At 49.0% G+C, this 13496-nt stretch carries 12 protein-coding genes; all 12 read left to right on the top strand.

The features are described from left to right. The first annotated feature begins 1 nt into the window (after window position 1). Window positions 2–217, top strand: coding sequence for a DNA-directed RNA polymerase subunit omega (gene rpoZ, locus MKY42_RS22335; RefSeq protein ID WP_024631120.1), 216 nt, complete (start codon window positions 2–4; stop codon window positions 215–217). 118 nt (window positions 218–335) lie between these two features. Next, window positions 336–1571 (top strand): bifunctional phosphopantothenoylcysteine decarboxylase/phosphopantothenate--cysteine ligase CoaBC, encoded by a 1236-nt coding sequence (coaBC, locus tag MKY42_RS22330; RefSeq protein ID WP_339844782.1) that lies wholly within the window; start codon window positions 336–338, stop codon window positions 1569–1571. 1 nt (window position 1572) lies between these two features. After that, window positions 1573–4122 (top strand): primosomal protein N', encoded by a 2550-nt coding sequence (gene priA / locus MKY42_RS22325; RefSeq protein WP_339844779.1) that lies wholly within the window; start codon window positions 1573–1575, stop codon window positions 4120–4122. Between the two features lie 180 nt (window positions 4123–4302). Next, window positions 4303–4791: a peptide deformylase gene (gene def / locus MKY42_RS22320; RefSeq protein WP_090901049.1), complete on the top strand. Its 489-nt coding sequence runs from the start codon at window positions 4303–4305 to the stop codon at window positions 4789–4791. A 12-nt stretch (window positions 4792–4803) separates the two neighbouring features. Next, on the top strand, window positions 4804–5757 hold the full coding sequence (gene fmt, locus MKY42_RS22315) for a methionyl-tRNA formyltransferase (RefSeq protein ID WP_090901046.1): 954 nt from the start codon (window positions 4804–4806) through the stop codon (window positions 5755–5757). Continuing rightward, the gene (gene rsmB, locus MKY42_RS22310) at window positions 5754–7274 is read left to right on the top strand and encodes a 16S rRNA (cytosine(967)-C(5))-methyltransferase RsmB (RefSeq protein ID WP_339844772.1); all 1521 of its coding nucleotides are present in this window, start codon (window positions 5754–5756) and stop codon (window positions 7272–7274) included. The genes fmt and rsmB overlap by 4 nt, the downstream gene beginning before the upstream one ends. Before the next feature lie 252 nt (window positions 7275–7526). Then, window positions 7527–8567, top strand: coding sequence for a 23S rRNA (adenine(2503)-C(2))-methyltransferase RlmN (gene rlmN, locus MKY42_RS22305; RefSeq protein WP_090901040.1), 1041 nt, complete (start codon window positions 7527–7529; stop codon window positions 8565–8567). A 7-nt stretch (window positions 8568–8574) separates the two neighbouring features. After that, window positions 8575–9351 (top strand): Stp1/IreP family PP2C-type Ser/Thr phosphatase, encoded by a 777-nt coding sequence (locus MKY42_RS22300; protein WP_090901037.1) that lies wholly within the window; start codon window positions 8575–8577, stop codon window positions 9349–9351. Beyond that, entirely contained in the window at window positions 9348–11558 is a 2211-nt protein-coding gene (gene pknB, locus MKY42_RS22295; protein ID WP_090901035.1) for a Stk1 family PASTA domain-containing Ser/Thr kinase, read from the top strand. Before MKY42_RS22300 ends, pknB begins: the two co-directional genes overlap by 4 nt. Window positions 11559–11621: 63 nt before the next feature. Continuing rightward, on the top strand, window positions 11622–12539 hold the full coding sequence (gene rsgA / locus MKY42_RS22290) for a ribosome small subunit-dependent GTPase A (RefSeq protein WP_090901032.1): 918 nt from the start codon (window positions 11622–11624) through the stop codon (window positions 12537–12539). A 1-nt stretch (window position 12540) separates the two neighbouring features. After that, the gene (rpe, locus tag MKY42_RS22285) at window positions 12541–13200 is read left to right on the top strand and encodes a ribulose-phosphate 3-epimerase (RefSeq protein ID WP_053784310.1); all 660 of its coding nucleotides are present in this window, start codon (window positions 12541–12543) and stop codon (window positions 13198–13200) included. 2 nt (window positions 13201–13202) lie between these two features. Next, complete coding sequence (locus MKY42_RS22280; protein WP_090901029.1) at window positions 13203–13454, top strand: hypothetical protein; 252 nt, start codon at window positions 13203–13205, stop codon at window positions 13452–13454. Window positions 13455–13496: the final 42 nt, after the last annotated feature.

The following is a 13496-nucleotide window of genomic DNA, read 5'->3' as shown; positions in this document are numbered from 1 at the left end:
TATGCTGTATCCTTCTATTGATGAAATGATGAACAAAGTCGACAGCAAGTATTCCCTTGTTGTTGCCGCTTCCCGCCGGGCAAGACAGCTTCGTGAAGGTGAGAAAACGGATTTGAGAAATGCCAGATCCCATAAACAGGTTGGCGTTGCACTTGAAGAAATTTATGGTGATCTGCTCGTTGTCATCAAAGGACAGGACGAAGAGGAAGAAGAGTAAGCCGCCTGCGGCTGCTCTTCAACTGCATACGGCGCAAGCCGGATTTATTTGACAACCGCGAGGTTGTTATTTTTTTCTCTATTCATCATTATAAACGTCGTATATCGGGGGGATAACCATGTTGAACGGTAAAAAAATCGTGCTTGGTGTGACTGGCGGCATAGCCGCATACAAAGCGGCTACATTATGCAGTAGACTGGTGCAAAAAGGAGCGGACGTTCATGTCATTATGACGGATTCCGCGAAACAGTTTATTACCGAATTAACGCTGCAAACCTTGACCCGAAATGTGGTATATAGTGATACATTTGATGAGCGGGAGCCTTCGGTCGTCTCGCATATCCATCTGGCTGATATGGCCGATCTTGTTCTGGTTGCTCCGGCAACAGCCAATGTAATTGCCAAAATGGCACATGGGATGGCTGATGATATGCTCTCTACAACCTTGCTTGCAACCACTGCTCCGGTGATGATTGCGCCAGCGATGAATGTACATATGTATGATCATCCGGCTGTGCAGCATAATATGTGCCTGTTAACCGAGCGCGGAACGATGATGATTGAACCAGGTGAAGGTCAACTGGCCTGCGGCTATGTGGGCAAAGGTCGTTTGGAAGAGCCAGAGACGATTGTCGATGTGGTGGAACGTTTTTTTGAACAGCAGGAGTCTGCCAAACGGGAACGTAATGAACAGTTTTCTTTGTTGAGTGGGAAGAAGGTTGTGGTCACTGCAGGAGGTACCATAGAACGAATTGATCCGGTGAGATATATTACCAATGATTCCTCTGGAAAAATGGGTTTTTCCATTGCAGCGACAGCACGTGATCTGGGGGCAGATGTAACTTTGGTTATGGGGAATACCCAGGTTCAGCCGCCAGCCAATGTACATGTGATCCCGGTGCAGTCTGCGCAGGATATGTATGATGCGGTAGCAGGTGAGTGGGATGATGCAGATATCGTGGTTAAGGCCGCAGCTGTTGCGGATTATCGTCCCAAGGAAGTGTACACAGAGAAAATCAAGAAGAAAGGCGATACATTATCGCTTGAACTTATTAAAAATATAGATATTCTTGAAACGCTGGGTAAGCAGAAGAGCCATCAATTTTTGATTGGTTTTGCTGCGGAGACCAATTCATTAGAAATGTATGCACGTGAGAAACTGGAACGGAAAAACTGTGATCTGATCGTAGCCAATGATGTCACCCAGGCGGGTGCCGGATTTGGAACAGATACCAACGCGGTGCACATCTATGACCGTGAAGGTTTGGTGGAAGAGCTTCAGGTGGTTGCCAAGGAAGAGGTAGCTCGCCGGTTGCTTTCGATTGCGGCGGAGCGCATTGCCGGGAGGAATTAATATGGAGATCGCCAAGGTTATTGTCGATGTTCCGGTGAAGGAAACGGACCGGCCGTTTGATTATCTGGTGCCGGAATCCATGCGTGAATGGATTGAAATAGGCAGCAGGGTAGGTGTACCTTTTGGTCATCGGACGGTGCAGGGTTTCGTGATTGATCTGGTGCCTCGCACGGGTACGGAGACTTTCAAACTCAAACCGATTCAGGAATTGCTGGATATCGTTCCACCGTTATCAGAAGATTTGGTTGAATTAGCCGAATGGATGAGTGAACGTTATGCCAGCAACCGCATTTTGTCTTTGCAGGTGATGGTACCGACTGCGTTGAAAGGGAAAGCAGAACGGTACATCTCACTTGGAGATGCCCTGGATGGACAAATGGCAGGTTCAACATCAGGTGAAGAAGTTCTTTTTGTGTGGGGAGAAGAATCGACTTCAGAAAAAGTGCAGCAAGATATTATTCGTTTTGTGAAGAGTCGTGGGCAGGTTCCCCTTCAGCAATTAAGTCGTAAATACCCCAATCATGCTGCGCTGATCAAGAAGTTGTTGCTCAGTGGTGTCCTGCTTGAAAGTCAGGCGATTAAGGACAAGCTGAATAAAAAAACGATGAAATCCATTAATCTAGCTGTGGATGCAGCGGCTGCGGAAGAGGCATTGACTTCATTCCCGGCAAAGGCGCAACGGCAGAAAGAAGTTTTGGCTTTCTTGCTGGAAATGAAAGAACTGTTGCCGATGGCGATGAAAGAATTGCTGTCCACACTTCAGGTATCAGCGGCTACAGTCAAAGGTCTGGAGGAGAAAGGGCTGGTTGTAACGGAGGACGTCGAAGTCTTTCGTGATCCTTATCAGGGACGTAAGTTTCGTGCGACCGAGCCACTGAATCTGACCGATGAGCAGCAGCTTGTCTATAACAATATTAATGGTCGATTGCAGGAAAGGCGCCATGGCGTCTTTTTGCTTCATGGTGTAACAGGCAGCGGCAAGACGGAAGTATACCTCCAGACCATTCAGCGCTGTATTGAACAGGATCGGCAGGCGATTGTGCTTGTACCCGAGATTGCATTGACACCGCAGATGGTTGAGCGTTTTAAAGGACGTTTTGGTGATCAGGTTGCCGTGATGCACAGTCGTTTGTCTGGTGGAGAGCGTTATGATGAGTGGCGCAAAATTCGGGAAGGCCAGGTGAAAGTTGCCATTGGCGCCCGTTCAGCAGTCTTTGCTCCGTTCAGTCGTCTTGGTCTGATCATTATGGACGAGGAGCACGAGACTTCATATAAACAGGAAGAAACCCCGAAATATCATGCCCGTGATGTAGCGGTAAAAAGAGCACAGCAGCACCAGGCTGTCGTTGTCCTGGGTTCAGCGACACCTTCACTGGAAAGTTACTATGCTGCTCGTTCGCAGAGCAATGATGATTTTGCACCACTTTTGTTGGAGATGCCTACCCGCGCACTTGGTAATAAGCTGCCGGAGGTACGGATTGTTGATATGCGTGAAGAATTGAAGGACGGTAATCGCTCGATGTTCAGCCGCGCCTTGCACAAAGGATTGGAAGAGCGGTTGGAACGTGGGGAACAGACTGTGCTTCTGCTGAATCGACGTGGCTATTCCACCTTTGTGATGTGTCGCAGTTGTGGATACGTCGCAGGCTGTCCCGAGTGTGATATTTCGTTAACCTATCATCAGCGTTCCAACAATCTTCGTTGTCACTATTGTGGATATGCGGAAGCAGCACCAGAAGTGTGCCCGGATTGTGGCAGCGAGCATATTCGATATTTCGGTACAGGTACGCAGCGGGTAGAGGAAGAATTGGCGAAGTTGTTCCCGGGTATTCGCGTCATTCGGATGGACGTGGATACAACGAGCGAAAAAGGTTCGCATGAGAAGTTATTGAAGCAGTTTCGCGAGAAAAAGGCAGACGTATTGCTCGGTACCCAGATGGTGGCTAAAGGGCTTGATTTTCCTGATGTCACTCTGGTTGGTGTCATTACCGCAGACTCCGCACTCAATTTGCCTGATTTCAGGGCTGCCGAAAAAACATTTCAACTGCTCACCCAGGTGGCGGGTCGTGCAGGTCGACATCAACTGCCGGGCGAGGTATTCGTTCAGTCCTATACACCAGAGCACTATTCGATTGGGCATGCGAGCCAGCATGACTATGTTTCGTTTGTCCGTGAGGAATTATTGCATCGGCGCAATTTGCAGTATCCGCCTTACTGTCGCCTGATTTTGGTGACCTTCTCACATGAGCAGCTTCCGGTACTGATCCGACTGGCTGAGAACTACACACGAATACTGAAAGAAAAGGCAAATGCTGCTGGCTGGTTAGGCAGTTTGGATCGTTTCAGCAATGATGCCTTTGACGTGCTTGGCCCGGTAGCATCACCGATTCCCCGGATCAAGAATAGATACAGATTCCAATGTATGATAAAATGGCGGGGGGATGTCGACGCCATTGGCCTGGCGCTCGCGACGGCCCGGCGCATGGACGACGACGTTCAGGCGCAGAAGCTGCAAATTAGTCTGGATGTAGACCCGCAAATGTTAATGTGAGCATTTGTAGTAAAATGCGGATGTAAACAAGCGGTATAAACATAGATTAAAACAACATGAATGATGGCTCGAACTTAAAATCAGTTTTTGATACCTGCTACATAGCAGAAAATCAGTACTATTTTTGAAATGAGCCTGATGTCCTGAAATTATGATGAGGATTAGGAAGGTGCTTACAACATGTCGATTCGTATTATCGTGAAAGAACCGGATGAGGTACTACACAAAAGAGCTAAAGAAGTAACGAAAGTTACACCCAATGTACAGAAACTGCTGGATGATATGGCAGATACGATGTATGACGCAGAAGGCGTAGGTCTGGCTGCACCACAGGTTGGTATTTTGAAACGGCTTATTGTGATCGATTGCGGAGATGAGCAGGGCCTGATCAAGATGATCAATCCGGAGATTATTGCGAGTGAGGGAGAGCAATTTGGACCCGAAGGATGCTTGAGTATTCCTGGTATTAACGGTGATGTGCGTCGTTTTGAGACAGTTACTGTCAAAGGGTTGGACCGCGAAGGCAAGGAACTGATTATTACGGGCAGCGGACTGTTGTCTCGCGCATTCCAACATGAGATTGACCATTTGGATGGCGTGCTATTTACGGATATTGCTGAAAAGGTGTACGAAATTGCAGCCGATCAAACCGGGCCGCGTCGTAACTAAGGAGTGATCGATTTGAATATTGTTTTTATGGGAACGCCTGAATTTGCAGTTCCGTCTCTCGATATGCTTATTGCCGAGGGATATAACGTGGTTGGGGTAGTCACACAGCCGGATAAACCACAGGGCCGCAAAAAGGTACTAACACCAACACCGGTCAAGGCTGCGGCAGAACGCCACGACCTGCCTGTATTTCAACCAGTGAAACTGCGTGCGCCGGAAGCTGTAGCCCAGTTGGCTGAATGGAAACCGGATCTGATTGTGACTGCGGCTTTTGGGCAGATTCTGCCCAAAGCTGTGCTGGATATGCCCGTTCGCGGTTGTGTGAACGTGCATGGCTCTCTTTTGCCAAAATATCGCGGTGGTGCCCCGATTCAACGTTCCATTATTAATGGAGAGCCGGTGACGGGTGTTACACTGATGTTTATGGCGGAAGGCTTGGATACGGGAGATATGATCTCACGTGTAGAAGTAGCGATTACGGATGAAGATACATCAGGGTCCATGTTTGTAAAGCTCAGCGAAGCGGGCTCCAAACTGCTTCAGGAAGAAATGCCGCGGCTGATTGCAGGTGAAACAACGGCTGTCCCACAGGATGAAGCCGAGGCTTCCTATGCACGTAATCTGACTCGGGATGACGAGAAGATGGACTGGAATCGGACGTCGCGTGAATTGTTCAATCAGATTCGCGGTCTTGTGCCGTTCTCGGGTGCATTCACGATGTGGGATGAGCAGGTCTTCAAGGTATGGGCAGCAACGAATCCGAAGCAGATGGATGTACTCTCGTCTTCCGATGCTGGACAAGCTGAGCCGGGAACGGTGTTACAATTGGGCAAAAACGGCATTGAAGTTCGCACAGGTGACGGTTCTCTCTGGCTTACTGAGGTTCAGCCCGCAGGCAAAAAAGTAATGCAAGCTGCTGACTTTGCCCGTGGTGGTACCCTGAAACCAGGAACGGTGCTGCAATGAGCGGAAATACACCGGGCCGTCCGTCAGGAAATGGTCATAAAGTCGCAGGAAACGCCTCTCGGGGCGGAGGAAACCAGCGTCGTCCGAACACAGGAAAATCGGGTCGTGCAGGACATTCATCTGCATCCCCAGCTTCTGCCAATGGTGCATCACGCTCGGAGCGGCCTAAAACATCTGCTCGTGCACTTGCTGTAAAGGTACTCAGCGCTGTTGAGCAAGAAGGAGCGTACAGCAACCTTGAGCTGAACCGGCGTCTGAAAGAAGCCGAGCTAAGTCCGGCAGATGCTGGGCTGGCTACAGAGTTGGTCTATGGTACGATCGCAAGACGGAATACCCTTGATTATTTTCTGGAACGATATGTAGCCAAAGGTGTATCCAAGCTGCAACCTTGGGTTCGCAGCCTGCTGCGCATCAGCGTGTACCAGATGTTATATCTGGACCGTATTCCGGAACACGCGGTGGTGAGTGAAGCTGTCAATTTGGCTAAGAAATTGGGTCATCAGGGCATCTCCGGTATGGTGAATGGAGTATTGCGGAACATGATTCGCAATCGTGATGAACTGCGTATTCCCGAACATCTGCCTGCAGCTGAACGTATCTCACTGGAGCATTCTCATCCGCTGTGGATGGTCGAACGCTGGATCAGCCAATATGGCGAAGAGACAGCGGAAGCGATCTGTCGTGCGAATAACGAGCCGCCTGCGGTTAGTGTTCGTGTGAACACGACAATGACTACACGTGAGAAACTGATGCAAGAGATGGAGAGTACGGGAGCGATCGTGGAACCTTCTCGACTTAGTCCGGACGGTATTCTCGTTCGCAGTGGTGGTAACATGGCACATACGTCCTGGTATCGGGATGGCTTGCTGTCCGTTCAGGATGAAAGTTCCATGCTTGTAGCTGAGGCCGTTGGGCCTGAAGATGGTCAGACTGTACTGGACTGCTGTGCAGCTCCCGGCGGAAAGACAGCCCATATGGCGGAGAAAATGCAGGACCGTGGACGGATTGTGGCCAATGATGTACATGCTCACAAACGTCAGTTGATCATGGATCAGGCAGATCGTCTGGGACTTAGCTGCATTGATGCTGTGACAGGTGATGCCCTTGATCTGGATAAGCGTTATCCAGAGGAATCCTTTGACCGCATTCTGCTGGATGCGCCATGTTCAGGTCTGGGTGTTATTCGCCGCAAGCCAGATGTCAAATGGACCAAAACTGCGGAAGACATCCAGGATATCTCCAATCTGCAACGTGAACTGCTGGATCGGGTTGCACCGCTATTAAAGCCGGGTGGTGTTCTGGTGTATAGTACGTGTACAATCGAGCCAGCGGAGAATGAGCATAGGATCGCTGACTTTTTGGCTCGGCATCCCGAATACAAGGCGTCTAAAGACTCTGCCTGGTCTGGTATGGAAACAGCGGATTTGAAGGTTGTTAACGGTGGTGTGCAGATTCTGCCACAGTACGCTCACAGTGACGGGTTTTTCATTGCCAGGTTGACAAGGATAGCGGATTAACAGTTTAATAGAGCACTGAAGGATAGCCGCCGAGGGGAACTTCGGCGGATTTCTTTGTGATTAGCCTCAAGGTTTAACATCAGAAAATGTCATGATAGGGTGCGATGCAGGCATTGAGGTGTTATAATGCATGAAGTAAAGGCATCAAGGGTATACATGGATGTAACGTGGTCTTTGTGATAGAATAGAACGAATGGAAAGAAAAGAAGGAAGACGATCAAAAGAAAAGAAGGAATAGGTGTTGACAACAAAATGAAACCTTTTATATATGATTATTCCCTGGAGGAGCTGCAACAGTGGGCTGTTGAGAACGGGGAGCCGGCTTTTCGCGGTGGTCAGATCTTCGACTGGATTTATGTGAAACGTGTGAATGATTTCAGTGAAATGACGAACCTGTCGAAAGCGCTGCGTGAAAAGCTGACTGAACAATTTGAATTCGTTACACTAACTGAAATTACGAAATTTGAATCCAAGGATGGAACGGTTAAATTCCTGTTCGGTCTGCATGATGATCATGCGATCGAAACAGTTATTATGAAGCACAACTATGGTAACAGCATCTGTGTAACAACACAGGTTGGCTGCCGGATTGGCTGCACGTTCTGTGCATCCACGCTGGGTGGACTCAAACGTAACCTTACAGCTGGCGAAATTGTCGCTCAGGTTGTGCAGGCCCAGAAAATTCTGGATGAACGCGGTGAGCGGGTCAGCAGCATCGTAATCATGGGTTCAGGTGAGCCTTTTGAGAACTATGAAGCAACAATGACGTTCCTGCGTATAATGATTCACGAAAAAGGGCTGAATATCGGTCAGCGCCATATTACGGTGTCCACAAGTGGAATCGTACCGAACATTTACAAGTTTGCAGATGAAGATACACAGATTAACCTGGCGATCTCCATCCATGCGCCAAATGATGCATTGCGTTCCAAATTGATGCCGGTAAACCGCCGTTTTCCTTTTGACGATGTAATGGAGTCATTGCGTTATTACTTGGCGAAAACGGGCCGCAGAATTACGTTTGAGTACGCACTTATCGGTGGTGTGAATGATCAGCCGGAACATGCGGCAGAACTGGCAAGTGTGCTTAAGAACATGCTGTGCCACGTGAACCTGATTCCGGTCAACCATGTACCTGAGCGTAAGTACGTAAGAACATCCAGAAGCGACATTTTCAATTTTCAGAAGATCCTCTCGGAGCAGGGTGTTAATGTAACCATTCGTCGTGAACAGGGACATGATATTGCTGCCGCTTGCGGTCAGCTTCGTGCAAAGCATATGGAGTTGAGGTGAGAACGTTTTGATCAAAACAGTTCATGTGAGCCATATCGGACGGGTGCGTTCGGTGAATGAAGATTCAGCCTGGATTCGAAATCTTGATACAGGTTATATTCTGGGTATTGTTGCCGATGGTATGGGCGGACATCTTGCAGGAGATACAGCGAGCCGCCTGGCGGTAGAGACGTTGGTGCAGGATCTGGGAACGCTTGAGCCGGGTCTTTCACATGCGTCTTTGTCAGCCGCACTCAGCGATGCTATTTTGCATGCCAACGAAGTGATCTTCCGCACTGCATCCTCGGATGATAATTACCACAACATGGGAACCACCGTGGTTGCGGCCTTATTGAATGATACGGAAGGCGTTATTGGTCACATCGGTGACAGCAGAGCATACAAGATTGCAAACAAACATGTGATCCAGTTGACCGAGGACCATACGCTGGTCAATGAATTGTTCAAAAATGGTCAGATCAGCAAAGAAGATGTCTCTCATCATCCGCGACGCAATGTGCTGACACGTGCACTTGGGACAGACGCTGAAGTGAAGGTGGATCTGGATACCGTCAAGCTGGAAGAAGGCGAAGTTCTTCTCCTGTGCAGTGACGGGCTTAGTAATCTGGTCAGCAATGAGCAGATCATTCAGGTCGCAGGTAATCTGGAACTGGCATTGGAAGATCGGGCGGATCGCTTGCTTCAGCTGGCTTTGCTTGCTGGAGGAGATGACAATATCACGGTGGCATTATTCGAACTGCAAAAGGAAGGTTCCGTGACATCGGAAACGGGGTGTGAGTCATGATTGGGCACCAGCTAGGCGGACGCTATGAAGTGATCGAGCGTGTCGGCGGTGGCGGCATGGCTCTTGTGTACAAGGCCCAGGATCTGTTGCTCAACCGGAACGTTGCCATCAAAGTGTTAAGGCAGCAATTTGTGCATGACGAAGAGTTTATTCGCCGTTTCCGCAGGGAAGCACAGTCTGCAGCATCTCTCTCCCATCCTAACGTGGTCAGTATCTACGATGTGGGGCAGGAAGATGACGTTCATTATATTGTCATGGAATATGTCGAAGGTAAAAACCTGAATGAAATTATTAAAGAGCGGGCGCCTCTGCAGGTGGACGAAGCGGTTCGGATCGCCTCCCAGATTGCAGATGCCCTCGATCATGCACATCATAATCAGATCATTCATCGGGATATCAAACCACATAATATATTGATTGGTCGTAATGGCCGTGTGAAAGTAACGGATTTCGGGATTGCCCGTGCGGTTACGTCCACAACGATTACACAGACCGGCTCCGTAGTTGGTTCCGTACATTACTTCTCACCTGAGCATGCCAAAGGCATCGTGACTGGCGAGAAGTCGGACTTATATTCCCTTGGTATTGTACTCTATCAAATGCTGACTGGGCAGCTTCCGTTCCTGGGAGAGAGTCCGATTAGCGTTGCTTTGAAGCATTTGCAGGAAGAGTTTGATGAACCTCGCAAATTCAATCCGCTTATCCCGCAAAGCGTAGAGAACGTTATTCTGAAATCCATGCGCAAAAATCCGCAGGAGCGTTACCAATCCGCTAAAGAAATGCAGACGGATCTGGAAACCTGCCTGATGCCGGAAAGACGTAATGAAACGAAGATTGATTTTCCGGATGAGGATGATATCGATCAGACCCGTGTTATGCCGGCGATCAAGCCGGAGCCGCGTGGAGTTACATCCACAGGTGCTATACCCGTGATGGAGTCTGACCAAGATAACAACAAGGGCAAACCCAAAACAAAGAACTGGAAAAAGCCAGCGTTGTTGATCTCGTTGACCGTGCTTATTCTTATCGCGATGGTTGGAGTTGTGTGGTACGTGAAAGGCATGCTTGTTGTGCCAGATGTGACTGTACCCAATGTCATTGGCCAAACCGAGGAGAAGGCTCGTCAAATGTTGCAGGATCAAGGGCTTGTGGTCAGTGATACTGTCATCCGGGAGTACAAGGAGGATGTGGAACCAGGTATTGTATTTGACCAGACCCGAAATGAAGGCGACGTGGTCAAAGAAGGCTCTGAGGTCCAGCTGAGTGTTGGCGCGGAAAAAGAGTTGTTGAAGATGATTGATCTCAAAGACCTTTCATATGATGAAGCGGTCAAACAACTTACCAGCCTGGATATCAAAGAGGATCAGATTCAGCGTAAGGATGAATATTCAAATGATAAATCTGCGGGGACGGTTCTATCCCAAACTCCTGGGGTGAATGTAGAATACGATCCGGCAGAGGTTCAGATTGTTCTGACCGTGAGCAAAGGATCCGAAACGATAAAAATGCCGGACTTGAAAAATCTCACGCGAAGCGAGGCTGAGAAAAAGCTCCAAACCGCCGGCTTAATTCTTGCTCAGGTTCAGGAAGAGTCGAGCTACACCGTAGATGAAGGCAAAGTGACACAGCAATGGCCTGTGGAAGCTGGTGCAGAGGTGAATCCTGGTGATAAAATCACCATTTTCATTAGTACTGGATATCCGCCTGAGGCATTGAACTACCCCTATAACATTAACGTTTCGCCAAAAGAAGTAGGAAAGAGCAGCAAAATTCGAATTACTTTCGAGGATGCTCGTGGCAAAAGTCAGGAATGGGGAACCCGGAGCATCAAGTCTGCCCAAACGCTGACAATTCCGCTTGTTCTGGCTCCAAACGTCGATGGTGTTGTCTCTGTCTATCGGGATGGCCAATTCCTGGATACGTACCTGGTGTCCTATATTGATGCCAAAAATGGAACGGTAGTTGTGCCTACCATTGAGCCCGAGAAGGGTGCAGAGCCGCCTCCAACAACGGAGGAGCCTGATCAAGGCGGTGGTGGTGATGAGGGCACTGTAGATACACAACAGGAAGGTGAGCCTGATACACCTGTGGATGGTGAAGTGGACAACGAAGAGGGAGATACTTCTGCGATGAATAAGGATAAGGGTCCCTCCAAAGGCAAAGATAACAAGAAAAAGGAAGTCGTTAACGCATCAAGCCGTCCATAAGGACGGCTTATTGCCGACGTTTAGGGTAAATGTACTGTAAATTAAAAGGAGGGCGACGGAGCTATGCCAGAAGGTATCATCGTTAAAGCGCTAAGCGGTTACTATTATGTCATGCCACTGGAAGACAGCGGGGTGCCTTCGGTTGAAGGCTCCGCCGTTCAATGCCGGGCCAGAGGCATCTTCAGAAAACGGGGTACCTCACCGCTTGTGGGTGACCGTGTCAGCTATATGCTGACAGAGAACGGGGAAGGAACAGTAGATGAAATTCGCAAACGTGAGACGGAGTTAATTCGTCCACCTGTAGCCAATGTAAGTCTGGCTGTTCTGTTATTTTCCGTTAAGGAACCGGATATGAATCTCAATCTGCTGGATAAATTCCTGGTACATATCGAACAAGCCGGACTGGATGCACTAATTGTGCTCACGAAGCAGGACCTGGCTGATCCAGAAAACGATGCCCGTGATACAGTGGCTGAAGTAAAGGCTTTGTACGAGCAAATTGGATATGAAGTTATCTCTACGAGTTCACGAACTGGTGAAGGTAATGAACTGCTCAAGGAGCGTCTTGCCGGCAAGATTAGCGTATTCTCCGGGCAATCCGGTGTAGGTAAATCTTCGATGCTGAATGCATTGATGCCAGGTCTAACCCTGGAGACCAGTGCAATCAGCATGCGCCTGGGCCGAGGGAAACACACCACCAGGCACGTGGAGCTCATACCGCTGGATAATGGTGGCTTTGTCGCCGATACGCCGGGATTCAGCCAACTGGACTTCCTGGAGATTGGTGTGGAGGAGTTATCTACTTGTTTCCGGGAGTTCGCTCAATATGCGGATCAGTGTAAGTTCCGAGGCTGTACCCATACGCACGAACCAGGTTGCCGGGTGCTTGCAGCCAAGGCGGAGGGAATGATCTCCGAAAGCCGTTATCAGCATTACGAACAATTCCTTACAGAAATGAAAGACAAAAAGCGGAGGTATTAATATGATTAAAATTGCCCCATCTATTTTATCTGCGGATTTTGCCCGTCTCGGCGCGGAAGTGGCGGAAGCCCAAGCTGCTGGCGGAGACTGGATTCATGTTGATGTCATGGACGGTCATTTCGTCCCTAATATTACGCTTGGACCTGCGATTGTAAAAGCGATCGCTCCACATACAAGCTTGCCGCTTGACGTGCATTTGATGATTGAGAACCCAGAGCGTTATGTGGAGGAATTTGCGAAAGCTGGCGCAGCTGTTATTACGGTTCATGCCGAGGCTTGTGTGCATCTGCACCGGGTTATTCATCTGATCAAGGAACAGGGAGTGAAGGCAGGGGTTGCTCTTAATCCGGGAACTCCGGCAAGTGCAATTCAGGAAGTGCTGGACGATGTGGATATGGTGCTTGTCATGACCGTAAATCCCGGTTTTGGTGGACAGGCCTTCATCTCAGGCACCATGAATAAAATCAAGCAAATTCGTAGCTGGCTGAACGAAAAAGGACGCCATGACGTGCATATTGAAGTGGATGGCGGTATTGCTGCCGACACAGCTCCGCTTGTGGTTGAAGCTGGAGCGGATGTGCTCGTTGCAGGAAGTGCTGTATTTGGACGTGAAGATCGCGCAGCGGCGATTGCCGAAATTCGCAGTAGCTACGGAGGCTGAGCATGAACCTCAAGGAGACGCTGTGGACAATGGGTGCAAGTCTCGTTACGGGACTGGTGCTTGCTATGTTTGCGGTCATTCAATCCCCTTACAATGCGATTACGTCATTGATCGGGGTTGGTGTTGTCATTATGTACTTCCGCAAATTTGACCGTACAGGACTTCGGGTTACTTTTGTGATATTCAGCATACTGTATTACTTATTGAGTGTATTCATGATCGCTGTCTATCAATATATCCCTACCCAAACCTAAATGACCTGATAACCAGGCTCGTCATTGTGGAATAGGGACAAA

The organism is Paenibacillus sp. FSL W7-1088 (assembly GCF_037969855.1).
GTDB lineage: Bacteria > Bacillota > Bacilli > Paenibacillales > Paenibacillaceae > Paenibacillus.
The sequence above is the reverse complement of the archived record's forward strand: the minus strand, read 5'-3'. Positions and strand labels throughout refer to the sequence as shown.